The organism is Streptococcus oralis (assembly GCF_965111685.1).
Taxonomy (GTDB): Bacteria; Bacillota; Bacilli; order Lactobacillales; family Streptococcaceae; genus Streptococcus; species Streptococcus oralis_B.
Genome location: NZ_OZ217340.1, coordinates 641,476 through 668,398 on the forward strand (window position 1 = coordinate 641,476; position 26,923 = coordinate 668,398).

The following is a 26,923-nucleotide window of genomic DNA, read 5'->3' on the forward strand; positions in this document are numbered from 1 at the left end:
GAATGAAAAAGACAAAACAACAACTAGAAAAAATCACCAAATATTCGATTCGTAAGCTCACTGTTGGGGTAGGTCCTGTAGCTATCGGGGCCTTCCTTTTTGGTGCCAGTACCCTTTTAGTAGATAAGGTGCAAGCCAATGAAGTTGGTGGAGCTCATAGCGTGCATTACCGTTATCTGGCGGAGCAGGAATTGACCGAGTCTGAAAAAGCCTTGATTCGCCATGAGGTTCCTACAGAATTTCAAGATGAAGATATTATTTATGTAGTTTATCGCAAGAAGGAGACTAACAGTCAACAACTTCCATACACAGGAAGTAAGGAGCTTGCTTTGGCAGGTCTTGGATTTGCAACAGCCTCACTAGCGGTTCTATTAGTTTCCAAGAAACACCGTAGTAAAGTACTTGGTATTCTGTTAATTAGCTCAATCGGTGTCAGCAATTTTGTACCTTTTACCGCCTTTGGATTTGAAAATAAAGAGTTATTTTCTTATAACCAAACTATTTCTGCATCTACAAATGAAGGTTTGGCTAAAGGTATTATTCATATTGAAGGATATGAGTATGTTGGTTACTTCAAGGAAGCAGAACTCCATCCATCAAGACCAGCTTCAGCTGACCAGCCTCAGTTGCCAGTCGAAAAGCAAAGTGCAAATGAAATCGAGAAAACAGAAGTCGTTCATGAAAGACCTGCTGTCACTCCTGAAACTGTTGTCGAGAAACCTCTAGTACAAAATCCAGTTGTTCCTGCGGTTGAAGAAAAACCAGTTTCTGAGAATCCTCAGACTAGACAGGAAGAGAGCTTGGTAGAGATTCCTTTTGAAACAGTCACAAGCCCAGATGCGAATCTAGCAGAAGGAGAGACTCGTATCGTCGCAGCCGGAGTAAATGGTCAGCGTCGCCTTGTAACCAAGGTATCGATGGTTAACGGTCAAGAAGTTAGAGAAGTCATCGAAGACCAAGTAGTCCAAAATCCTGTGTCGCAAGTCATTGCAGTCGGAACTAAGAAAGAGGTGCAACCTGCTCCAACTCCAGTACCACAAGCTGAACCAACTCACCGAGTAGCTAAAGGTACACAAGAAGAAGGTAAGACAGGACAAGCCTTAACGCAAACTGAATTACCAGAGGCTCCAATCGAAGCAAAAGGTACACAAGAGGAAGGCAAAGCAGGTCAAGCTCTCACACAGCCAGAATTGCCAGAAGCTCCAATCGAAGTAAAAGGTACACAAGAGGAAGGTCAAGCAGGTCAAGCCCTTGTACAAGAACAGTTACCAGAGTACAAAGTAACTGAGGGAACCCTTGTTGAAACATCGACTACAGACCTAGACTACAAAACTGAAACGACTGAGGATCCAACCAAGTATACCGACGAAGAAACTGTCGTAAGAAATGGTGAAAAAGGTAGCCAAGTTACTAAAACAACTTATAAAACAGTAGAAGGTGTTAAAACTGACCAAGTTCTTTCAACTAGCACAGAAGTTACCAAGGAGCCTGTAAACCAAGAGGTAAGTCGTGGGACAAAGCCAATTGAAGGAACTCTTGTAGAAGAAAGTCTTGAAAAGATTCCATTTAAGGAAGTTGTTAAAGAAGATGACCAACTAAAAAAAGGCTTAGAAGTTGTAGCTCAAGAAGGAAAAGAAGGCCAGAAAAAAATCACCAAGACCTTTAATACCATTAAGGGAGTTAAAACAGAGGACGCTCCAAAAGTTACAGAGGAAATTCTTGAGGCACCTCAAGACAAAATTTTGAAACGTGGTACCAAGACCTTTGAAAAACCAGTATTGACCATCACAGCAGTTGAGTCTAAGGATTTGAAGCGTACCTCAGATGTTAAGTATAGCCTAGAAAATCCAAGTAAGGCGGCCATTAAATCTATTACTTTAACTCTGAAAAAAGGTGATGAGATTGTCAAAACCTTGAATGTTTCACCAGACGACTTGACAACTACCTTGACAGATTTACAGTACTACAAGGATTATAAACTTGAAACGAAGATGGTTTATGACCGTGGTGAGGGTGATGAGGAAGAAGTTCTGAAAGAAGAACCGCTAAGAATTGACCTCAAAAAAGTTGAAATCAAAAACATCAAAGAAACAAGCTTGATGAGTGTGGATGCTGATGGTAATGAAACAGACACTAGTTTGCTGACAGCAAAACCAGCTGATCTTGCTCCGCTTTATTTACGAGTGACCACTCATGACAATAAAACAACAAGACTTGCCGTTGACAAAATTGAAGAAGTCACAGTTGATGGGAAGACCTTGTATAAGGTCACTGCCAAAGCGCCTGATTTGATTCAACGGAATGCTGACAACACACTGAGCGAAGAGTATGTTCATTACTTTGAAAAACAAAAAACACACGAAGGTGATGTATATTATAGCTTTGACGACCTTGTAAAAGCTATGCAAAAAGACCCGACTGGCATATTTAAGCTTGGTAGCAATATCAATGCTGCTAACGTTAAACCAGCAGGAAAATCTTATGTTACTAATGCTTTCAAAGGAACATTAACCAGCACTGACGGTAATAAATTTACCATTAGCAATATGAACAGACCTTTATTCGGTGATATTGTCGGTGGTACTGTTAAAGATTTACTACTTGAAAATGTAAATATCGACATGCCAGGGACTGATAGGATTGCACCACTAGCGAATGTTATCAAAAATAATGCGACTGTAGAGAATATTAAAGTAACAGGTAACGTTGTTGGTAATAATGATGTATCTGGTGTTATCAATAAAATTGATGGTAGTGGAAAATTAAGTAACATTGCATTTATCGGTAAAGTACACGCTGCTGGAAATCGAGGCGGTTACTTAACCGGTATTGTTGGGGAAAACTGGAAAGGTATTGTAGAGAAAGCTTATGTTGACGCTGAAATCACAGGTAACAAAGCTAAGGCCGCCGGAATCGTATATTCATCTCAAAATGGTGGCAACAACAATACTTTAGGTAAAGAAGGTACTCTTCGAAACTCTGTAGCAAAAGGCTCTATTGAACTCAAAGAAGCCGTTATGTCTGGTGGACTGCTAGGGACTAACTGGGCACTAGGGGCTATAGAAGACAACATCACTATGATGAAAGTTAAGACTGGTGAAATAGTCTTTGGTCACTCTGATATTGATGCTGATGATTACTTTACATACTCTAGAACGAAGCGCAACTACAGTGTTGAGGGTGTAAGTGAAGGTAAAACAACTTATGCTAATTCTAAAAAAATTCCTAGCATAACTAAAGAAAAAGCTGATGAATTAATTGCTAAAATGGGAATCACTGCTGATAAATTCGAAAGCACACTTCCTATTGAAGACAAACTGAACAATATTGTAAATAAAGCTGATCAATACAAAAACATTGATGACTACGATGCTTCTCGTGAGCTTGCTTACCGTAATGTTGAAAAACTTCAACCGTTCTACAACAAAGAATGGATTGTCAACCAAGGGAACAAGCTTGCAGAAGGTTCAAACTTGTTAACTAAAGAAGTACTGTCTGTAACTGCGATGAAAGGCAATGACTTTGTCACAGACCTTACAGATGCTGACCATATTTTGGTTCACTACGCAGATAAGACAAAAGACATCTTTACAATTTCACCAAAAGACTCTCAAGTGAAACAAGTTAAAGAATACAGTGTCTCTGAGCTTGGTGAAGTCGTTTATACACCAAATATGGTGGTTAAAGATCGTACAGATTTAATCAGTGCTATCGAAAGCAAGTTAAGTCCAGTAGAATTACAATCTGATCCGATTTACCAACACTTGGGTAGAACTGGTGGCAACAAAGTCAATGCAATTAAGGATTTGTACTTAGAAGAAAGCTTCAAGTACGTTAAAGATAATCTTAATAAATTCGTTACGAAGTTAGTTCAAAATGAAGATCACCAGCTTAACACTGATGAAGCTGCAAAACGTGCTTTGATTAAGAAAATCGATGACAATAAGGCCGCAGTTCTTCTTGGTTTGTCTTACCTCAACCGTTACTACGGAATTAAATTCGATGACTTTAACATTAAAGAGTTAATGTTATTCAAACCTGATTTCTACGGTAAGAATGTTAGCATCTTAGATAGAATCATCAATATTGGTTCTAAAGAAAATAACTTAAAAGGAACTCGTACTCACGATGCATACCGCGAAATGATAGCTGGAGCTACTGGTAAAGGTAATTTACATGAGTTCTTGAAATACAATATGGAACTCTTTACAAGTGACACAGACTTGAACGATTGGTTTATAAAAGCAACTAAAGAGAATGTATATGTTGTTGAACCAAAAACTACAAATCCTGCATTTGCAGATAAGAAACACAGAGCCTATGAAGGATTGAATAATGATGTTCACGGTAAAATGATTCTGCCACTTCTGAATTTAAAAGATGCACACATGTTCTTAATCTCAACATATAACACAATGGCTTACAGTTCATTTGAAAAATACGGTAAGAATACTGCGGAAGAACGCGAAGCATTCAAAGCTGAAATCAATAAAGTCGCTAAAGGTCAACAAAATTACCTAGACTTCTGGTCTCGCTTATCATTAGATAAAGTTCGTAATCAACTGCTTAAGAGCAACAATATGGTACCAACTCCTGTGTTAGATAACCAAAACTATAAAGGAATCAGCACAGATAAATACGGACATACGAATAGTGGTAAGGATGTAGCACCTATCCGTGAATTATACGGACCAACAGGTCGCTACCATGCAACTGACTGGCGTATGGGAGCTGTAGCTCGTATTTACGGTAACCCTTATAAGGATGATTCAGTCTTCTTTATGGTTACTGATATGATTAGTGACTTTGGTATCTCAGCCTTCACTCACGAAACAACTCACGTAAATGACCGTATGGTTTACTTAGGTGGTTCAAGACACCGTGAAGGTACTGACCTAGAAGCATTTGCACAAGGTATGTTGCAATCACCTGCTGAATCAAGTCCAAACGGTGATTTTAAAGCACTAGGATTGAACATGGCCTACGAACGTTCAAACAATGGAAACCAATGGTACAACACTAATCCAAATGACCTTACTTCTCGCGATGAAATTGATCATTACATGAAAGGTTTCAATGATACCCTAATGCTTCTTGATTACCTTGAAGGAGAAGTTGTAATTGATAAAGGCAGTAAAGAACTAAACAACGCTTGGTTCAAGAAAGTAGATAAGAAACTTCGTGGAGCTAATACGAAGAATCAATACGATAACGTTAGAGATTTAAATGCAGAAGAAAAAGAATATAATTTAACATCTGTTAACGACTTAGTAGAGAAAAACTTCATGACCAAGCACGGTCCTGGTAATGGTCAGTATGATCCGACTGGATTCGGTTCTGCTTATGTAACTGTGCCTATCACTGCAGGTATCTACGGAGGTAACACAAGTGAAGGAGCTCCAGGAGCAATGTCATTCAAACATAACACCTTCCGTATGTGGGGTTACTTTGGATATGAAAAAGGCTTCCTAAATTATGCTTCTAACATGTTGAAAAATGAGTCTAAAAAAGCTGGTCATGCTACTCTAGGTGATGATTTTATTATCAAGAAAGTTTCTGATGGTAAATTTAATACTCTAGAAGATTGGAAGAAAGCATACTTCAAAGAAGTTGTTGATAAAGCTAAAGCAGGATTTAACCCTGTTACAATCGACGGTACTACATACAGTAGTTACGATGACTTGAAGAATGCATTTGCTGCAGCTGTTGATAAAGATAAAGCTACTCTTAAAAATGGATTAGTTAAATTTGATAATACTGTATCACTTAAAGAGAAATTATTCAAAAAACTTCTTCAACAAACAAATAGCTTTAAAACTTCAATCTTTAAATAATTGAAATCTCTCATCTGCTTTGTGGATGAGGGTTTTCTTATTTTATGCTATACTTGAAATATGCATAGAAAAACAGTGATTGATTTTAGGGCTTTGGGGGAGAGATACACCTTTACCCAGCCGATCAAAGAGTTTAAAACAAGAGATTTAGCAGAAGTGGCAGATTTGCTAGCACAAGTGGAAAGCTACCAAGAGCAAGGCTATTATGTCGTGGGCTATGTCAGTTATGAGGCTGCTCCTGCTTTTGAGGAAAAACTAGCAGTTCACAATCTTCCTCTACTGGGTGAGTATTTGCTTTACTTTACCGTTCACGATAGGGTGGAAACATCCCCTATTCCTCTGACTTATGAAGAAGTAGATCTGCCTTCAAAGTGGCGGGAACAAACATCTGCAGAGGACTATGAAAAAGCTATTTCCCAGATTCACCATCATTTGCGACAAGGGGACACCTACCAGGTCAACTACACCGTCCAACTCAAGCAAGACTTAAGTGCCAACCCTTTTGCCATCTACAATCGCATGGTGGTAGAACAGGAGGCGGGCTACAATGCTTATGTTGAACATGATGAGATGGCAGTGATTTCCATGAGCCCAGAGCTCTTTTTTGAGCAAAATGACCGAGAATTAACAACTCGCCCAATGAAGGGAACAACCCAGCGGGGAGTGACTGACCAAGAAGACCTTGCCCAAGCTAGCTGGCTAGAACAGGATTCTAAAAATCGCTCTGAAAACATGATGATCGTGGACCTCTTGCGCAACGATATGAACCGTATTTCTGAAGTGGGCAGTGAGCATGTAGAACGTCTGTGCCAAGTGGAGCAGTATTCGACTGTTTGGCAGATGACGTCGACCATCAAGAGTCAGTTACGATTGGATGTGGACTTGATTGCTATTTTTCGCTCTCTCTTTCCTTGTGGATCCATAACGGGAGCTCCGAAAATTGCGACCATGGAAATCATCAAGGACCTAGAGCCTCAACCTAGAGGAGTTTACTGTGGAACGATTGGTCTCTTACTTCCAAATGGGCGACGAATTTTCAATGTCGCCATTCGGACTATTCAACTGTACCAAGAAAAAGCCATCTATGGAGTTGGCGGAGGGATTACTTGGGATAGTACTTGGGAATCTGAATACCGAGAGGTTCATCAAAAGGCGGCTGTTCTCTATCGTAAACAAGCCTGTTTCAAACTGATTACAACTGGGAAAATCAGCCAAAAGCAACTGCAGTTTGAAGATCAACATCTGGAAAGACTGATAAAGGCGAGTCGTTATTTTGCCTATCCTTTTGATCCAGAAGAATTGAGACAAAAGATAGAGGAAGAGTGTCAAGCTTGTGATTCCTACCAAGACTACCGCTTGCGAATTACTATCAGCAAGTCTGGAGAGATAGAACTCAGTCGCCAAATCTTAACACCCCTCAGTCCAAGTTTCTGCAAAGCCAAACTTTGTCTGCAGGAAGCAGATTTGAATCAAGCGTTTACCTACTTTAAAACAACTCATAGACCGCATTTAAGACTAGGAGAGCAAGAGAAGATTTACCACAATAAGTCAGGAGAACTACTTGAAACCTCTATTGGAAATCTGGTCTTAAAAATTAATGGTAAGCTCTACACACCACCCATCAGTCAAGGAATTTTACCAGGAATTTACCGCCAGCATTTGCTGGAAACAGGACAGGTAGAGGAAAAAGTCTTGACTGTGCCAGACTTGGACCAAGCAGAAGCTGTCTATGGTTGTAACTCGGTCAGAGGCTTGTATGAGTTGGAAGTGAATTCTAAATAAACTTCATAAATTAAAAAATTTAATAGATATGTTGAATTGTTGAGTTAAGTTTGATAAAATAAAAAGAAAACGATGTCATTTTATAGGAGGCAATGATGAAAAAAACAGTTTTGCTGAAAGCGATTCTTACTGTTCTTCCAGTTTTAGGTTTGTTTGCTCAACCGGTTAGTGCAGAAGAAAATATTCATTTTTCTAGTTGTAAAGAAGCATGGGAAAATGGTTATTCTGATATTCACAGAGGAGAGCCTGGATACTCATCTAAACTAGATCGTGATGGTGATGGGATAGCTTGTGAACGTGCAAATGCACCTCAGGGAGTCTTTAAACCACGCCAGTCTAGTCCGCAGAATAGAGTTTCTTCTAGTGGATGGGTTAAGCAAGATGGATATTGGTATTATTATTCTGACAATGGTAATCCGGTAACAAAATCTTGGAAAGGAGATTACTATCTCAAATCAGATGGAACAATGGCTCAGAGTGAGTGGATATACGACTCATATTACAAAGGATGGTATTATCTCAAATCGGATGGTTCGTATGCACGAAACACATGGATAGGAAGTTATTATCTAAAACCAAACGGAAAGATGGCTCAAAGTGAATGGATTTATGATTCATCATACCAAGCTTGGTATTATTTGAAATCAGATGGATCTTATGCAAAAAATGCTTGGCAAGGCGCTTTTTATCTCAAAGCGAACGGTAAAATGGCACAAGGTGAGTGGATTTATGACTCTTCTTATCAATCCTGGTACTACTTGAAATCAGATGGTTCATACGCTCGTAATACTTGGCAAGGAAATTACTATTTGAAATCAGATGGTAAAATGGCAAAGAATGAGCGAGTTGATGGTGGCAGATACTACGTAGATGGTTCTGGCCTTTGGAAACCATAAATCAGAATAATTTCTAGGAAGTTAATGCAAACCTTTGCACAAAACAGACGATTTTGTTATACTATATCTGTAAGCATTTTCAATTAAAAAGGAGAAGACGATGAGTCAAAAGATTATTGGGATTGACCTTGGTGGGACATCTGTTAAGTTCGCAATTTTAACTCAAGAGGGAGAAATCCAAGAAAAATGGTCTATCAAGACTAATATTTTGGACGAAGGAAGCCATATCGTAGATGATATGATCGAGTCTATTCAGCACCGTTTGAACTTGCTTGGATTGTCAGCTACAGATTTCCGAGGCATTGGAATGGGATCACCTGGTGTGGTTGACCGTGAAAAAGGGACTGTTATCGGTGCCTACAACCTCAACTGGAAAACCCTTCAACCAATAAAAGAAAAGATTGAAAAAGCCTTGGAGATTCCTTTCTTCATCGATAATGATGCCAATGTAGCTGCTCTTGGTGAGCGCTGGATGGGGGCTGGTGACAACCAACCAGACGTTGTCTTTATGACACTTGGTACTGGTGTTGGTGGCGGTATCGTGGCAGAAGGAAAACTGCTCCACGGTGTTGCTGGTGCGGCAGGAGAGCTTGGTCACATAACTGTTGACTTTGACCAACCAATCGCATGTACCTGTGGTAAAAAAGGCTGTTTGGAGACAGTTGCTTCAGCAACAGGGATTGTTAACTTGACTCGTCGTTATGCAGATGAATACGAAGGTGATGCAGCCTTGAAACGTTTGATCGATGACGGAGAAGAAGTAACTGCTAAAACTGTCTTTGACCTTGCAAAAGAAGGGGACGACCTTGCCTTGATCGTTTACCGTAACTTCTCACGTTACTTGGGTATCGCGTGTGCTAACATCGGATCAATCCTAAACCCATCAACAATCGTTATCGGTGGTGGGGTGTCAGCTGCGGGAGAATTCCTTCTCCAAGGTGTTCAAAAGGTCTACGACGAAAATACCTTCCCTCAAGTACGCACATCTACTAAATTGGCTCTTGCAACTCTAGGAAATGACGCTGGAGTTATCGGGGCGGCATCACTTGTATTGCAATAAGATAATAAAAAGGGGAAAAACACTACTTTAAAGTCAGTGATTTTCCTCCTTTCTTTTTTTATGCTATACTAGTTAAGACAATAAATGAGGTGAGAGTAAATGACAAAAGCAGACACGATTTTTAAAGAAAATATTGAACGAATCCTCAAAGACGGAGTCTTTTCTGAGCAAGCGCGTCCTAAGTACAAGGATGGGACAGTTGCCAACTCCAAGTACGTAACGGGTGCCTTTGCGGAGTATGATTTGTCTAAAGGGGAATTTCCCATCACAACCTTGCGTCCCATTGCAATCAAATCCGCCATCAAGGAAGTACTCTGGATTTACCAAGATCAGTCTAATAGCCTAGATGTTCTCAATGATAAGTACAATGTCCACTACTGGAATGACTGGGAAGTGGGAGATACGGGAACTATTGGTGAGCGTTATGGGGCAGTCGTTAAGAAACACGATATCATTAATAAGATTCTCAAGCAGCTGGAAGCCAATCCTTGGAATCGTCGCAATATCATCTCACTCTGGGATTACCAAGCATTTGAGGAGACAGACGGCCTCCTTCCATGCGCCTTTCAGACCATGTTTGATGTCCGTCGCGTTGATGGGGAAATCTATCTGGATGCGACCTTGACCCAGCGTTCTAACGATATGTTGGTGGCCCACCACATTAACGCTATGCAGTACGTGGCTCTTCAAATGATGATTGCCAAGCATTTTGGATGGAAGGTTGGGAAGTTTTTCTATTTTATCAACAACCTTCATATCTATGATAATCAGTTTGAACAAGCTGAGGAATTGCTCCGTCGTGAGCCGTCAAACTGCCAACCACGCTTGGTTTTAAATGTTCCTGATGGGACCAATTTCTTTGATATCAAAGCAGAAGACTTTGAGTTGGTTGACTATGATCCGGTTAAGCCACAGCTGAAGTTTGATTTGGCTATTTAAGAAAAATGTAAATATCCTTCTATGACTAGCACCTCATAAGTTAGACAGAAAAATCTAACTTATGAGGTGTTTTCTTATGTTGTAATTTATGAGGATAAAGTTCAAATTTATAATCCGCAAAAGCAGGCTTTTCGTCAACTGTAGTGGTCTAGCGAAAATCCTTTTTAAGACAGGTATAGGAGTTATTGTGCTGACTATAGTTAAACTTTTTCGGACTAAGCATATCCTTCTGTCTGCTAGGACGAGTGTAAGGAGAGATAGGAGTGATGTCTTAATTCAGTAAGAACTTAAGTTTAATGGGAGTTTTGTAACTGGAATTCGCGATAATGTAAGAAAGTTTGATGTTTTCTATCTAGCTAAAGAGGGCAGGCAATACCTGACTGTTACGTACATTACCTGCCTCCAAACTATAGCCGGCGCTCAGCCGTACTTATCGCTGAGCAGTCTAGGCAAAACTCTCCTTAGAAATTAAGATTATCCAACTCCGATAATAATAATTCCTTCTAGTAAAAAGAGTAGGAGTGGTAATATTTTTTGTTTTTTCATGTGTAATCCTCACTTTTGTTTTTTTTTATTATATGTTATTATTGGGGTGAATAAAATATATTCCCATATATGCGTGATGGAGGTTCAGAATGAAAAATTTTGGAGAAATTTTTAAAAAGTTTAGAGAATCAAGAGGATTGCGGTTAAAGGATCTCACGAAGGCTGGTATATCAACATCTCAGCTTTCACGTTTCGAAAAAGGAGAAACGGATTTAACCATTTCAAAGTTTATACATATTCTAAATGAAATTAATATGCCAATTGATGAATTTATGTATGCCGTTCATGATTTTCATCGTGATGAACTAAATGAACTATTAGCTCAGGTTAGGAAATATGTAACGACTCGCGACATTGAAGGGATGAAGAGATTGTTGATATCTCAAATGGAAAATGAAGGAAAACGAGAGAAATTTCATCATATAAATACCATTTTAGTTAAAATTCGTCTTCAGGATTTATCGGGAGAAAAATACTATAATGAAACAGATTTGAATGATTTAACCGATTATCTATTTGGTGTTGAATATTGGGGATATTATGAATTGTTGATTTTCATGAATACTTTGGATGTTCTAAAACATGATGTTTTTATGGTTTTAGCAAGAGAAATGTCTAGACGATCAGATTTTTATAAAGAAATTCCTATTAATCGACGCCTGATTTCAACCATGTTGCTTAATGCTTATATTACCTGTATTGAAAAGAAAAAGTTTATGGATGCTTTGTATTTTGAAAAACAATTGAAACAATGCTTTTTTATCGAGATAGAAATTTATGAAAGACTCATTTTTCTCTATGCTCAAAACCTTTATCGCTATCAAAAAAACGGAAATAAGATTGCAATTATTGAAATGAAAAAATGTATTGGAGCAATAAAATTAGCAGGCAGTAACCACTTAGCAAAGATTTATGAAGGACATTTAAAAAAAGTTTTAGGGGAGGACAGTCATCAAGCAGATATGGGAAAGAAATTTTGACTGAACTATTGAATGATATAATCATATCATCAAATAAAGGAGGATAATAAAATGGATAATCTCAAAATTATCGATTTGGAAGAATTACTAGCCAATAAATCAGCCTATGTTATTCATGATTGCGGCCCTAGTCATTCTTGTGGTGGAGGTCGGTAACGACTATCTTATTTTTATTGTGAGAGAGATTTTTATTCCCTCTCTATGTTATATAGGGGGAATAATTATGTTAAAAGCATTTATTACAGAATCTGATACTCTTTATTTTAATTCTGAAACCTTTACTTTATCAACTTCAATAGATGATTTGAATAATAATATCAAAAAAGAAAACGATTATAATATTTTAAAAAAAGTAGTAATCAATATTTCAAATAACTGTAATCTTTCATGTACATACTGCTATGCTGATGGTGGTAATTACGGAATGATGAATCAACTGATGAATATTGATACAGCAGATAAAATTATTGATCAGCTAGTCTCTCGCAGAATTCAATGTATCAAGAGATTAATCCTTTTTGGAGGCGAGCCGTTTTTAAATATTGATTTGTTTGTTTATATTATTGAAAAGCTATCTAAAAATATTGAGATTCAAAAAATTGAAACTGTGACAAATGGTACCATCTTAAATAAGAAAGTTGAAATGATGATTAACAATTATCATCCTTTTTTAACAGTTAGCCTTGATGGCCCACAATTGATTCACGATAAGTTAAGAGGCAAGGGAAGTCATAGACGAACATTGAATTTTATTCAGTATTTAAAAGAAATAGATTACGAAAATTTTGAAGTCGCTTCTACTTACACGCGGATGCATCAAAAACTTGGATTTCAAAAAGGGGATATCTATAGATATTTTACTGATATGGGTGTTAGATTTAATATCAATAATGTATTTAGCAAAAATAAAATTCTAATAGTTAAAGAAATGGAAATGACTGAAGAAAATAGAAAAACATTTATCGATCAGTCATTCGAAGATATTATCAATAATAATGTTAAAAACTACATTAGCCCGATTGTTTATGATGTGCTACTTTCAATGATTTTTAAAAGTAAGATAGAATCGTTTTGTGATGATATTGATCCAGAAACAACAATAACATTTGATGTTGATGGATCAACTAAATCTTGCTTTAGATTTTGGGGGACCCATAGCAGTGATAAAGTTACACAATTCAATAATAAGGATAACTTTTCTAAGTGTAAAGATTGTTGGTGTAGAGGAATGTGCATGGAATGTGTCGCAAATATGATTGATGGCTATTCATCAATTATTTCTGAAGAAGGAAAATTTATTGAGTGTAAAAAACAAGATTTAATGGAATACTGTATTTATAAAATTATTGAATTGAGTAAGGATAAAGAGTGTTTAACAAAATTAGTTAACAATTTTGAAAGGTTCATTAGATATGCTTAAAAAGTTCATCACAAAAAAACATTTGGTGCTCTATTTTATTTTCATTGCTATTACGTGGTTAGAGGCTATCATCACACCAACCTTGGTATCGATGATTATAGCCAGTTTTGAAAAGAAGATTCTGGATGATTTATGGATAGCTCTTGCTGTAGGTATAATTGGTAATTTATTTATTCTTATTGGGTTGGCTGGGAAAAGGTATTATTATGCCAAGTTAGTAGCAGATTTCACTTGGATCATGAAATATAAATTGTTTGGGCATTTTCTATATAATAAAAATAGTAAAAAAGAGGATATCCTATCCAATCTTGAAAACGATGTCAAACAATTAGAAACGTCTTATCTCGAACCAGCAGTCATTATTATTTCCTCCGTTGGTTTTACAATAGTTTCCATTGTATATGCATTGACAACAAATTTTTGGTTGGGCTGGATATTTATCTTTTTTTACTCTATGCCTGCACTCTGTAGTGGCATAGGTAGTAAAAAATTAGCCCTTATTTCTGAGGAAAAAGCGACGTCGAATCAGGAGTACTTGTCTCAGACAACGAATATCATTGGTGGAGAGAGTGTGATTAAAAATTACGGTGCTATGGATTTCTTCTATTCTATTTTCAGAAGAGCCTTGTCAAAGAGAATTGAGCAGGACATTCGTTATGAACAACAACGTACGATTAATAATATTCTCATTAATAGTATTGACGCATTTTGTTCGGTAGTTCCCATCATTATCGGTGGTATAATGACTTATTATAATTACTTGTCAGGAGCTAGTTTTGTTGCAATTTATCTAGTATCTCATAATATAGGCTATCAATTCAATGAATTGTCATATTTTATCAATACCTATAAATCAAGCAAACAGCTTAGGAATCGTTATGATTTTCTACTTCAAGATGCGATTATACAAACAGATGACCTGTCTTCAACATCACTTTTTCCTATCTTAGTTGATTGCGTCAGTTTAAGTTTTGAAGATAATATACTTTTTGAAAATCTATCATTTGAAATTAAAAAAGGAGAAAAAATTGCTCTAATAGGTGCAAGTGGTTGTGGTAAGTCAACCTTACTTAACCTCATCTATGGGCAACTATCTCCAGATTTGGGGAAGGTGACTTATGCTGGTCAGATCTTAAATCAAGAGCAAGTTGCCAAATCAGCTTCTTATATTTTACAAGATTCCTATATTTTTGATGGATTATCACTTGAGGAGAATATTACCCTTGGAGAGTCGATGGATAATATAAAGATGGACCTGATTCTTAATCGAGTAAATCTAGAATTTTTAAAGGGACATCTTCTTTATGGAAATCATCTTTCTGGTGGGGAAAAGCAACGTATAGAAATCGCTCGCAGTTTGTATCATAATAGTGATCTGATTTTGGCAGACGAGGTTAAAGCCAATCTTGATAAAGTGAATTCAAAACAAATTTCAAATATCTTATTGACCCTTCCACAAACCTTGGTTGAGGTAATCCACCATTATGATGAGGAGACACTTGCACAATACGACAAAGTAATTAATTTGTCTCAGTGACAATCAATAAAAAGAGGAAAGTATGTCTCGTTCATTTGTAAAATTATTAGTACGCGAATTGTTTGCATTTGGCTGACAGTTAACATCATTGTGTATATATACGTTATTACAAAATCTGATATTGTAAATTTAATAGATTCAATATTACCTTTTTATGAATAATATAAGTAAAGAATAGTAGCAAACATATTTAATTTACACCTCAATCATGAAATTTTCTGTCTAACTTTCGTAATATAGATTCATACTTTATTTATCAATTCGATTTCTACTTTTTGATTATAAAGTATGGGTTAAAAGTCGTCGAAATCAAAAAACACATAGTATCAGTTTTTTTGAATACCTGATACTATGTGTTTTATTGTGGAAATATTTATTGGGCATTCTCCTCAAATTAAGTTTATCCCCAACTTCTTTTGTTGCTTAATGTGATACGCGACGGCGAGCTGCTTTTTTGCGGTTTTCTTCAACGAAAGCTGCTTTTTGCTCTTCTGGCTCAATCACTTTCTTTTTAATTGCGTATACTGCACCTGCAACGGCAGCGACAGTTCCTGCGACACCTGTTACAAGACCTTTAGCGAATCCTTTAGCCATGAGTCTTCCTCCTTTATCTTTCCGATCAGCCAGGCTCCTTAAGTGGTAGCATTTTTCTGACCGACCTTTTTGTGATATAATAATAGTAACGAAAAAATGGAAATTTTTCAAGGAAAAAAGATGAAAACAAAAATAATTGTGATTGTTGGACCGACTGCTGTTGGGAAAACAGCCCTTGCTATTGAAGTGGCCAAGCGCTTTGGTGGAGAGATCGTCAGTGGTGACAGTCAGCAAGTATACAGAGGGTTAGATATTGGTACGGCCAAGGCTAGCCTAGAGGAGCAAGCAGCTGTTCCTCATCATTTGATTGATGTCAGAGAGGTGACCGAGTCTTACTCGGCTTTTGATTTTGTTTCGGAAGCTCAGAAGGCTATTGAGGATATTCAAAGCCGTGGCAAGCTAGCCATTATTGCTGGTGGAACAGGGCTTTATATCCAAAGCTTGCTGGAAGGCTACCATCTAGGTGGGGAGACACCTCATGAGGAGATTGTAGCCTACCGGGCTAGTTTGGAGCCTTACTCAGATGAGGAATTAGCCTATCTCGTGAAGCAAGCAGGCCTTGAAATTCCCCAGTTTAACCGTCGTCGTGCCATGCGTGCCTTGGAAATTGTCCATTTTGGTCAGGATTTGAAAAATCAGGAAAGTCCTTATGAACCACTGATTATCTGCTTGGATGATGAGCGAAGTCAGCTTTATGAACGTATCAACCACCGAGTGGATCTGATGTTTGAGGCTGGACTTTTGGATGAGGCCAAGTGGCTTTTTGACTATTATCCAGATGTGCAGGCTGCCAAAGGCATTGGCTACAAGGAACTCTTTCCATATTTCCGTGGAGAGCAGACTCTCGAGGAAGCTAGCGAGAGTCTCAAACAGGCTACGCGTCGTTTTGCCAAGCGTCAGTTGACCTGGTTCCGTAATCGCATGCAGGTGACCTTTTATCAGATAGGAGAGTCTGGCGTGAAAGAGCGTATTCTAAGCCAGATTGAGGAGTTTTTAAATGATTGAAACGGAGAAAAAAGAGGAACGCGTTCTGCTAATTGGTGTGGAATTACAGGGCATGGACAATTTTGACCTCTCCATGGAAGAGTTGGCCAGTCTGGCTAAGACAGCTGGGGCAGTCGTAGTCGATAGCTACAGACAGAAACGGGAAAAGTATGATTCCAAGACTTTTGTTGGCTCTGGTAAGTTGGAAGAAATCGCTCAAATGGTGGATGCCGAAGAAATTAGCACTGTCATCGTCAACAACCGTCTGACGCCAAGGCAGAATGTCAATTTGGAGGAAATTCTCGGAGTAAAAGTCATTGACCGTATGCAGTTGATTTTGGATATCTTTGCCATGCGGGCTCGAAGCCATGAAGGAAAACTCCAAGTGCATTTGGCCCAGCTTAAGTATCTCTTGCCTCGCTTGGTTGGTCATGGAATTATGCTCAGCCGTCAGGCTGGGGGAATTGGTTCCCGTGGACCTGGTGAAAGCCAGCTGGAACTGAACCGTCGTAGTGTTCGTAATCAAATTACAGATATAGAGCGCCAGCTCAAGGTGGTTGAGAAAAATCGGGTGACAGTCAGAGAAAAGCGTCTGGAATCAAGCACCTTTAAGATTGGTTTGATTGGTTACACCAATGCTGGTAAGTCAACTATCATGAACACCTTGACCAGTAAGACCCAGTATGAAGCAGATGAGCTATTTGCGACTCTGGATGCGACGACTAAGAGTATCCATCTTGGGGGCAATCTACAGGTTACCTTGACTGATACTGTTGGGTTTATCCAAGATTTGCCGACTGAATTGGTGTCCAGTTTCAAGTCAACCTTGGAAGAAAGCAAGCATGTGGATCTTCTGGTTCATGTCATCGATGCCAGCAATCCTTATCACGAGGAGCATGAAAAAACGGTTCTGTCTATCATGAAAGACTTGGATATGGAGGATATCCCTCGCCTGACTCTTTACAATAAAGCTGACTTGGTGGAGGATTTCATGCCTACCCAAACGCCGTATGCCCTCATTTCTGCCAAGTCCGAGGATAGTCGTGAGAAATTGCAGGCTTTGTTTTTAGAGAAGATCAAGGAGATTTTTGAAGCCTTTACTCTACGGGTGCCTTTTTCTAAGTCCTACAAGATTCATGATTTGGAAAGTGTAGCGATTCTTGAAGATCGTGACTACCAAGATGATGGAGAAGTGATTACAGGCTACATTTCCGAGAAAAACAAATGGAGGTTAGAGGAATTTTATGACTGATATTAAAACCTTGGCTCTAAAGTATGGGGGTTATACAAGTCTGGATAAGGTCTATCTGGATCAACTTCTAGCTGGCAAAACAGAGCAAGAGCAGTTGGCTCTCATCACCCCTCCGCCTAGTGTCGTCAATGCCTACTTTGCTGAACTCTACCAGAAAAAGAGTCCTGAAGCTGCGACGGATTATTTTGCAGAACTCAGTCATGAACTGAATCTCTACAATGCTGAGCCAAGTTTCACCTTTGAAAATAAGCCTTTTATCCGCCTCAATCTATCTGGCAAATCTTTTGGCTTTTGCTATGAGAGTCAAGGACTGGGAAGGATTTTCTCAGAAACTGAGAAAGCAATCACTGCTGACTTGCTCTTTGAAATTGCTCAGATTTTCCCTCATCAGCTCGTCTATGAGGAGTCTGGAAAGATTTACATGAAGTCTGTCGGGGACGAGGAAGTTGTTAGCGTAAAAAGTCTCACAGCTTTGACTGATTTGGAAAGTTTAGCTGATGGTCGCAAGCGTCTCAAAGGTTATAGTCAAGAGGATTTATTACAAGAAGCTGTTGCTTTTTCTGGCAAGCGCTATTTCCGATCGGAAAACCGCACAGCCATGTTATATATTGATTAATTAGAAAGTATCAAATGGATATTCAATTTTTAGGAACGGGGGCTGGTCAGCCCTCTAAAGCCCGCAACGTTTCAAGCCTCGCCCTGAAACTCTTGGATGAGATTAACGAAGTTTGGCTCTTTGACTGTGGAGAAGGAACGCAAAATCGTATTCTGGAAACCACAATTCGACCACGCAAGGTAAGCAAAATCTTTATCACTCACTTGCATGGAGACCATATTTTTGGATTGCCAGGATTTCTCTCTAGCCGTGCTTTTCAGGCCAATGAAGAGCAGACAGATTTGGATATTTATGGACCTCAAGGGATCAAGTCATTTGTCTTAACCAGTCTTCGTGTGTCAGGTTCTCGTCTACCTTACCGAATTCATTTTCATGAGTTTGACCAAGATTCTCTAGGGAAAATCCTTGAGACCGATAAATTCACTGTGTATGCAGAGGAGCTGAACCACACTATTTTCTGCGTTGGTTATCGTGTCATGCAAAAGGATCTTGAAGGAACATTGGATGCTGAAAAACTCAAGGCAGCTGGCGTCCCATTTGGCCCGCTTTTTGGAAAAATCAAAAACGGTCAGGATGTTGTTCTCGAAGATGGGACTGAAATCAACGCTTCAGACTATATCTCAGCTCCCCGTCCTGGTAAGATTATCACCATACTTGGTGACACCCGCAAAACCAATGCTAGTGTGCGTCTGGCTGTTAACGCCGATGTCCTAGTCCATGAGTCCACATATGGCAAGGGCGATGAGAAAATTGCCCGCAATCACGGTCACTCAACCAATATGCAGGCTGCACAAGTAGCGGAAGAAGCAGGAGTCAAACGCCTCTTGCTCAACCATATCAGTGCCCGCTTCCTATCAAAGGATATTAGTCAGCTTAAGAAAGATGCTGCTAGTGTCTTTGAAAATGTTCATGTCGTCAAAGACTTGGAAGAAGTGGAAATCTAAAAGATTGAAAAAGGATATGTATGCAAACAATTCTCATTACAGGTGCTAGCGGAGGCTTAGCCCAAGAAATGGTCAAACTCTTGCCAAATGACCAACTCATCTTGCTAGGTAGAAACAAGGAAAAACTAGCCCAACTATATGGAAATCATCCTCATGTGGAATTAATTGAAATCGATATTACTGATGACTCAGCCCTAGAAGCTCTGGTAGCTGATCTCCATCTCCGTTATGGCAAGATTGATGTCTTGATTAACAATGCTGGCTATGGAATTTTTGAAGAATTTGACAAGATTTCTGACAAAGACATTCACCAGATGTTCGAGGTCAATACCTTTGCTCTGATGAATCTGTCTCGTCGTCTTGGAGCTCGCATGAAAGAAAACCGAAAAGGCCATATCATCAATATCGTCAGCATGGCAGGTTTGATAGCTACAGGGAAATCCAGTCTCTACTCAGCGACCAAGTTTGCGGCTATTGGTTTTTCCAACGCTCTACGCCTTGAACTCATGCCCTATGGTATCTATGTGACTACGGTCAATCCAGGACCAATCCGAACTGGATTTTTTGACCAGGCAGACCCAGATGGCAGCTATCTCAAGTCTGTTGAGCGATTTCTCTTAGAACCAGATGCGGTTGCTAAAAAGATTGTCAAAACCATAGGGAGAAATAAACGAGAACTCAATCTTCCAGTTTTGTTGAATCTAGCTCATAAGTTTTATACTTTCTTTCCAAAGCTAGCTGATAAGTTGGCAGGAGAAACTTTTAATTATAAGTAAAAAAGTTCCTTTTGTACGGAACTTTTTTATAATATCTAACTGAGTGCCAAAAAAATGTTTGTTTTTGTTCTAAATCTACATTCACTTTTTTCGAATCTTCTACAAATTTTAGAAAAAACAATCAAAAATAGGATTTTTGTGTTTAGGGTATTGAAATTTCCTATATCGTCTTATAAAATAAAGTTTAAAGAATCCTAAAAGTAACTTGCTGTGCAATATATAAAAGTTACCGAAGGAGTTATTTTATGGAAAAAGGCCAATGGAATCGTAAAAGAGTCTACAGCATTCGTAAGTTTGCCGTAGGCGCTTGCTCTGTCATGATTGGAACCTGTGTGGTTCTATTTGGAAGAAGTGTCATTGGAGAATCCACCAGTTTTTGCCGATGAAACTCCTATCGCTCACACTGTGGAACAAGCAAAAGAGGAAAGTCCGGCAGTGGAGGAAAAAGAAAATCAAGCTGTAGCAGAGCGCAAGGATGCTGCAAGTTTCAACCAAAGTCAAGCTACTGCTATTGAAGCAAGTAAACCAGAGATGAAAGAAGATGAACCTGTAACTCCTAAAGAGGAAAAAGCATCTTCTAAACCTGAAGAAAATGATCCTAAGGTAGAATCTCAAGCTTCAAGTCAAGAAAAACCTGTTAAGGAAGATTTGAAAGCTGCGACAAATGAAGAAGTAAATTAAATGATTGAAGACAGAAAAGTGAATTTTAATCAAAATTGGCACTTTAAACTCAATGCGAATCCTAAAGAAGCTGTGAAACCAGATGCCGATGTATCAACATGGCAAAAATTGGATCTCCCACACGACTGGAGTATCTTTAACGATTTTGACCATCAGTCCCCTGCCCAAAATGAAGGTGGACAGCTCAATGGTGGTGAAGCTTGGTATCGCAAGACCTTTAAGCTCGATGAAAAAGACCTTAAGAAAAATGTTCGTGTGACCTTTGATGGTGTCTATATGGATTCTCAAGTCTATGTCAATGGCCAGTTAGTGGGGCATTATCCAAATGGTTATAACCAGTTCTCATATGATATTACCAAATACCTTCACAAAGATGGTCGTGAGAATGTGATTGCTGTCCATGCAGTCAACAAACAACCAAGTAGCCGTTGGTATTCTGGTAGTGGTATCTACCGTGATGTGACCTTGCAAGTGACAGATAAGGTTCATGTTGAGAAGAATGGAACAACAATCTTAACACCAAAACTAGAACAACAGCAACATGGCAAGGTTGAAACGCATGTGACCAGCAAAATCGTTAATACAGACGATAAAGACCATGAACTGGTGGCAGAGTATCAAATCGTTGAACGTGGTGGTCAGGCTGTAACGGGTTTGGTTCGTACAGCGAGTCGTACCTTGAAAGCACATGAATCAACAAGTCTTGATGCTATTTTAGAAGTTGAACAACCAAAACTCTGGACAGTTTTAAATGACAAACCAGCCTTGTACGAATTGATTACGCGTGTTTACCGTGATGGTCAATTGGTGGATGCTAAGAAGGATCTGTTTGGTTACCGTTACTATCATTGGACTCCAAATGAAGGCTTCTCTTTGAATGGCGAACGCATTAAATTCCATGGCGTTTCCTTGCACCATGACCACGGAGCGCTTGGAGCAGAAGAAAACTATAAGGCAGAATATCGTCGTCTCAAACAAATGAAGGAGATGGGGGTCAACTCCATCCGTACAACCCACAACCCTGCTAGTGAGCAAACATTGCAAATCGCTGCAGAACTAGGCTTACTCGTTCAGGAAGAGGCCTTTGATACTTGGTATAATGGCAAGAAACCTTATGACTACGGACGTTTCTTTGAAAAAGATGCCACTCACCCAGAAGCAAGAAAAGGTGAAAAATGGTCTGACTACGATCTTCGTACCATGGTCGAAAGAGACAAAAATAACCCAGCTGTCTTCATGTGGTCAATTGGTAATGAAATCGGTGAAGCTAATGGGGATGCTCACTCTCTAGCAACTGTTAAACGTTTGGTCAAAGTTATCAAGGATGTTGATAAGACTCGTTACGTTACCATGGGAGCAGATAAGTTCCGTTTCGGTAATGGTAGTGGTGGACATGAGAAAATTGCTGATGAACTGGATGCGGTTGGATTCAACTATTCTGAAGACAACTACAAAGCTCTTCGTGCAAAACATCCTAACTGGTTGATTTACGGTTCTGAGACATCTTCTGCTACCCGTACACGTGGAAGTTACTATCGCCCTGAACAGGAATTGAAACATAGTAACGGACCTGAGCGTCATTACGAACAGTCCGATTATGGAAATGACCGTGTTGGTTGGGGTAAAACTGCAACCGCTTCATGGACTTTTGATCGTGACAATGCTGGTTACGCAGGACAATTTATCTGGACCGGTACAGACTATATTGGGGAGCCTACACCATGGCACAACCAAAACCATACACCAGTTAAGAGTTCTTACTTTGGTATTGTAGATACAGCGGGTATTCCAAAACATGACTTCTACCTCTACCAAAGCCAATGGGTTTCTGTTAAGAAGAAACCAATGGTTCACCTCCTTCCTCACTGGAACTGGGAGAATAGAGACTTGGCCTCTAAAGTAGAAGATGCACAAGGAAAAATTCCAGTTCGCGCTTACTCTAATGCTGCAAGTGTTGAATTGTTCTTGAACGGTCAATCTCTCGGAGTTAAGACCTTCAACAAAAAACAAACTAGCGATGGACGAACTTACCAAGAAGGTGCCAATGCCAAGGAACTCTACCTTGAGTGGAAGGTTGCTTATCAACCAGGTACTTTAGAAGCAGTAGCTCGTGATGAAGCTGGTAAAGAAATTGCACGTAATAAGATCACTACTGCAGGCCAACCAGCAGGAGTTCGCCTCGTCAAGGAAGAACACGTAATCGCAGCAGATGGAAAAGACTTGACTTACATCTACTACGAAATCGTAAACAGTGAAGGAAATGTTGTACCAACTGCAAATAATCTGGTTCGTTTCCAATTGCATGGACAAGGTCAACTGGTCGGTGTCGATAATGGGGAACAAGCCAGCCGTGAACGCTACAAGGCGCAACCAGACGGTTCTTGGATCCGCAGAGCCTTTAACGGTAAAGGTGTTGCCATTGTCAAATCAACTGAACAAGCAGGTAAATTCACATTAACAGCCCATTCAGATCTCTTGAAATCGGACCAAGTCACCGTCTTTACTGGTAAGAAAGAAGGACAAGAAAAGACTGTTTTAGGTACAGAGGTGCCAAAAGTACGTACTGTTATTGAGAAAGATCCAAAAATGCCGAAGACAGTCGGTTTTATCTACAGTGATGGCAGTCGTGAAAAACGTCCAGTAACTTGGTCTTCAGTTGATGTGAGCCAAGCAGGAGTTGTGACTGTTAAAGGTATGGCAGACGGACGCGAAGTTGAGGCTCGTGTCGAAATTCTAGCAATCGCAAATGAGCTTCCAACTGTTAAGCGTGTTGCTCCAGGAACAGACTTGAGAGCTGTTGACAAATACGTTTCTATTGCTGTTACGGATGGAAGCGTTCAAGAATACGAAGTTGATAAGTGGGAGATTGCGGAAGCAGATAAAGCTAAACTGTCAGTTGCAGGATCACGTATTCAAATGACTGGCCAACTGGGTGGTGAGACTATTCACGCTACCCTTGTAGTAGAAGATGGTGATGTTGCAGCACCTGTAGCACCAAATGTAACTGTAGGTGGTGAATCTGTCACTGGTCTTACTACTCAAAATCCAATGCAATATCGAACTCTTGCTTACGGTGCATCCTTGCCAGAAGTTGTAGCAAGTGCTGAAAATGCGGATGTTACTGTAGTCCAAGCAAGTGCAGCAAACGGCATGCGCGCAAGCATCTATGTTCAACCAAAAGATGGTGGCCCTCTTCAAACCTATGCAATTCAATTCCTTGAAGAAGCACCAAAAATTGACCACTTGAGCTTACAAGTAGAGCAAGCTGACGGTCTTAAAGAAGATCAAACAGTCAAATTGTCTGTACTCGCTCACTATCAAGATGGAACACAAGCAGTTTTACCAGCTGATAAAGTAACCTTCTCTACAAGTGGTGAAGGGGAAGTCGCAGTTCGTAAAGGAATGCTTGAGTTACATAAGCCAGGAGTAGTCACTCTGAAAGCGGAATATGAGGGAGCTAAAGGCCAAGTTGAACTCACTATCCAAGCCAATACTGAGACGAAGGTTGCGCAATCTATCCGTCCAGTAAATGTAGTGACAGACTTGCATCAAGAACCTACTCTTCCAACAACAGTAACTGTTGAGTATGACAAAGGTTTCCCTAAAACTCATAAAGTCACTTGGCAAGCTATTCCGAAAGAAAAACTAGACTCCTATCAAACCTTTGAAGGGCTAGGTAAAGTTGAAGGTCTTGACCTTGAAGCGCGTGCTAAAGTCTCTGTAGAAGGTATTGTTTCGGTTGAAGAAGTCAGCGTGACAACACCAATCGCAGAAGCGCCACAATTACCAGAAAGTGTTCGTACCTACGATTCAAATGGTCACGTTTCAGCTGCTAAGGTTACTTGGGATACGATTCATCCAGACCAATACGCCAAGGAAGGTGTCTTTACAGTTAATGGTCGCCTAGAAGGTACGCAATTAACTACCAAACTTCATGTTCGTGTGTCTGCTCAAACTGAGAAGGGAGCAAATATTTCTGACCAATGGACCGGTTCAGAATTGCCACTTGCCTTTGCTTCAGACTCAAATCCAAGCGACCCAGTTTCAAATGTCAACGATAAATTGATTTCTTTTAATGACCTACCAGCCAACCGTTGGACAAACTGGAACCGTACTAATCCAGAAGCTTCAGTTGGTGTCCTATTCGGAGATTCAGGTATCTTGAGCAAACGCTCTGTTGATAACTTAAGCATTGGCTTCCACGAAGACCATGGAGTAGGTGTTCCTAAATCTTATGTGATTGAGTATTATGTTGGTAAGACTGTCCCAACAGCACCTAAAACCCCTAGCTTTGTTGAAACTGAAAATCATGTCTTTAACGATCCTGCAAACTGGAAAGAGGTAAGCAATCTCAAAGCCCCAGCTCAACTCAAGGCTGGAGAAATGAATCATTTCAGCTTTGATAAAGTTGAGACCTATGCTGTCCGTATTCGTATGGTGAGAGCAGACAACAAACTTGGAACGTCTATTACAGAAGTGCAAATCTTTGCGAAACAAGTCGCAGCAGCCAAACAAGGACAGACAAGAATCCAAGTTGACGGCAAAGATTTGCCAAACTTCAACCCTGATTTGACGGACTACTACCTTGAGTCTGTAGATGAAAAAGTTCCGGCAGTAACAGCAAGTGTTAGCAACAATGGTCTTGCGACGGTTGTTCCAAGCGTTCGTGAAGGTGAGCCAGTCCGTGTCATCGCAAAAGCTGAAAATGGCGACGTCTTAGGAGAATACCGTCTACATTTCACTAAGGACAAAGACTTACTTTCTCGTAAACCTCTTACTACGGTTAAACAAGCATGTTTGGTACAAGTAGGTCAACCACTTGAATTGCCAACGAAGGTTCCGGTTTACTTCACAGGTAAAGACGGCTATGAAACTAAAGATTTGGCAGTTGAATGGGAAGAAGTTCCAGAAGAAAATCTGACAAAAGCAGGTCAATTTACTGTAAGAGGCCATGTCCTTGGTAGTGACCTCGTTGCGGAATTCTCTGTACGAGTCACAGACAAACTAGGTGAGGCTCTCTCAGATAACCCTAACTACAATGAAAATGGAAACCGTGCTTTTGCCTCTGCTACTAATGATATTGATAAGCATTCAAAAGATAGAATTGATTACATCAATGATGGTAATCAGGATGAGAGTCGTCGTTGGACAAACTGGTCAGCAACACCTTCAGCTAATCCAGAAGTTTCAGTAGGTGTTATTTTCCGTGAAAATGGTAAGATTGTAGAACGAACTGTTGCTCAAGCCAAACTTCATTTCTTTGCAGATAGTGGTATGGATGAACCATCTAAACTTGTTTTAGAACGCTATATTGGTCCAGAGTTTGAAGTGCCAACCTATTATTCAAACTACCAAGCCTACAACGTAGACCATCCATTCAATAATCCAGAAAATTGGGAAGCTGTTCCTTATCGTGCGGATAAAGACATTGAAGCCGGTGATGAAATTAACGTTACCTTTAAAGCTGTGAAAGCCAAAGCCATGAGATGGCGTATGGAGCGTAAAGCGGATAAGAAGGGTGTTGCGATAATTGAGATGACTTTCCTTGCTCCAAGCGAATTGCCTCAAGAAAGCACTCAATCGAAGATTCTTGTAGATGGAAAAGAACTTCCTGATTTCGCTGAAAATCGTCAAGACTATCAAGTAACCTATAGTGGACAACGTCCAAAAGTTTCAGTCGAAGAAAGCAATCAAGTAGCTTCAACGGTTGTAGATAGCGGAGACGATAGCCTTCCAGTACTTGTTCGTCTTGTTTCAGAAAGTGGAAAACAAGTCAAGGAATACCGTATCCAGTTGACCAAGGAAAAACCAGTTTCTGAGAAGACAGTTGCTGCTGTACAAGAAGAACTTCCAAAACTCGAATTTGTTGAAAACGATTTGGCATACAAGACAGTTGAGAAAAAGGATTCAACGCTGTATCTAGGAAAAACTCGTGTAGAACAAGAAGGAAAAGTTGGTAAAGAACGTATCTTTACAGCGATTAATCCTGATGGAAGTAAAGAAGAAAAACTTCGCGAAGTGGTAGAGGCTCCGACAGACCGCATCGTCTTGGTTGGAACAAAACCAGGGACTGCCCTTCCAG

Annotated in this window: 14 protein-coding genes and 1 pseudogene; 14 read left to right on the forward strand and 1 reads right to left on the reverse strand. The window is 39.6% G+C overall.

The window, feature by feature from the left end; translation table 11 throughout:
* The first annotated feature begins 2 nt into the window (after positions 1–2).
* The 8 genes from ACLV7H_RS03450 (at position 3) to ACLV7H_RS03485 (ending at position 14,994) form a co-directional block, all read left to right on the forward strand.
* Complete coding sequence (locus ACLV7H_RS03450; RefSeq protein ID WP_411866373.1) at positions 3–5,834, forward strand: ZmpA/ZmpB/ZmpC family metallo-endopeptidase; 5,832 nt, start codon at positions 3–5, stop codon at positions 5,832–5,834.
* A 60-nt stretch (positions 5,835–5,894) separates the two neighbouring features.
* On the forward strand, positions 5,895–7,616 hold the full coding sequence (pabB, locus tag ACLV7H_RS03455; RefSeq protein ID WP_411866374.1) for an aminodeoxychorismate synthase component I: 1,722 nt from the start codon (positions 5,895–5,897) through the stop codon (positions 7,614–7,616).
* Between the two features lie 95 nt (positions 7,617–7,711).
* A complete protein-coding gene (locus ACLV7H_RS03460) occupies positions 7,712–8,512 on the forward strand; it encodes an excalibur calcium-binding domain-containing protein (protein WP_411866375.1) in 801 nt (266 codons plus the stop codon).
* A 100-nt stretch (positions 8,513–8,612) separates the two neighbouring features.
* On the forward strand, positions 8,613–9,572 hold the full coding sequence (locus ACLV7H_RS03465) for an ROK family glucokinase (RefSeq protein ID WP_411866376.1): 960 nt from the start codon (positions 8,613–8,615) through the stop codon (positions 9,570–9,572).
* A 99-nt stretch (positions 9,573–9,671) separates the two neighbouring features.
* Positions 9,672–10,511: a thymidylate synthase gene (locus ACLV7H_RS03470; protein WP_000158626.1), complete on the forward strand. Its 840-nt coding sequence runs from the start codon at positions 9,672–9,674 to the stop codon at positions 10,509–10,511.
* A 635-nt stretch (positions 10,512–11,146) separates the two neighbouring features.
* Complete coding sequence (locus ACLV7H_RS03475; RefSeq protein ID WP_045592172.1) at positions 11,147–12,037, forward strand: helix-turn-helix domain-containing protein; 891 nt, start codon at positions 11,147–11,149, stop codon at positions 12,035–12,037.
* A 223-nt stretch (positions 12,038–12,260) separates the two neighbouring features.
* Entirely contained in the window at positions 12,261–13,457 is a 1,197-nt protein-coding gene (locus tag ACLV7H_RS03480; RefSeq protein WP_195593803.1) for a radical SAM protein, read from the forward strand.
* Positions 13,450–14,994: an ATP-binding cassette domain-containing protein gene (locus ACLV7H_RS03485; protein WP_195594894.1), complete on the forward strand. Its 1,545-nt coding sequence runs from the start codon at positions 13,450–13,452 to the stop codon at positions 14,992–14,994. Before ACLV7H_RS03480 ends, ACLV7H_RS03485 begins: the two co-directional genes overlap by 8 nt.
* A 423-nt stretch (positions 14,995–15,417) precedes the next feature.
* On the opposite strand, the gene ACLV7H_RS03490 is transcribed toward ACLV7H_RS03485, so the two are convergent.
* A complete protein-coding gene (locus ACLV7H_RS03490) occupies positions 15,418–15,588 on the reverse strand; it encodes a DUF3042 family protein (protein WP_045592164.1) in 171 nt (56 codons plus the stop codon).
* Between the two features lie 120 nt (positions 15,589–15,708).
* Between ACLV7H_RS03490 and miaA the strand changes: the two genes are divergently transcribed.
* The 6 genes and pseudogenes from miaA to bgaA all read left to right on the forward strand — a co-directional run.
* Complete coding sequence (miaA, locus tag ACLV7H_RS03495; RefSeq protein WP_411866377.1) at positions 15,709–16,593, forward strand: tRNA (adenosine(37)-N6)-dimethylallyltransferase MiaA; 885 nt, start codon at positions 15,709–15,711, stop codon at positions 16,591–16,593.
* Entirely contained in the window at positions 16,586–17,824 is a 1,239-nt protein-coding gene (hflX, locus tag ACLV7H_RS03500) for a GTPase HflX (protein WP_411866378.1), read from the forward strand. Before miaA ends, hflX begins: the two co-directional genes overlap by 8 nt.
* The gene (locus ACLV7H_RS03505; protein WP_411866379.1) at positions 17,817–18,440 is read left to right on the forward strand and encodes a cystathionine beta-lyase; all 624 of its coding nucleotides are present in this window, start codon (positions 17,817–17,819) and stop codon (positions 18,438–18,440) included. The genes hflX and ACLV7H_RS03505 overlap by 8 nt, the downstream gene beginning before the upstream one ends.
* Before the next feature lie 14 nt (positions 18,441–18,454).
* The gene (gene rnz / locus ACLV7H_RS03510) at positions 18,455–19,384 is read left to right on the forward strand and encodes a ribonuclease Z (protein ID WP_411866380.1); all 930 of its coding nucleotides are present in this window, start codon (positions 18,455–18,457) and stop codon (positions 19,382–19,384) included.
* A gap of 20 nt (positions 19,385–19,404) precedes the next feature.
* Positions 19,405–20,160 carry an SDR family NAD(P)-dependent oxidoreductase gene (locus ACLV7H_RS03515; RefSeq protein WP_411866381.1) on the forward strand — a complete coding sequence of 252 codons (756 nt, stop codon included), beginning with the start codon at positions 19,405–19,407 and terminating at the stop codon, positions 20,158–20,160.
* Between the two features lie 245 nt (positions 20,161–20,405).
* A pseudogene (gene bgaA, locus ACLV7H_RS03520) lies at positions 20,406–26,907 on the forward strand (LPXTG-anchored adhesin/beta-galactosidase BgaA); the annotation flags it as partial.
* Between the last annotated feature and the right edge of the window lie 16 nt (positions 26,908–26,923).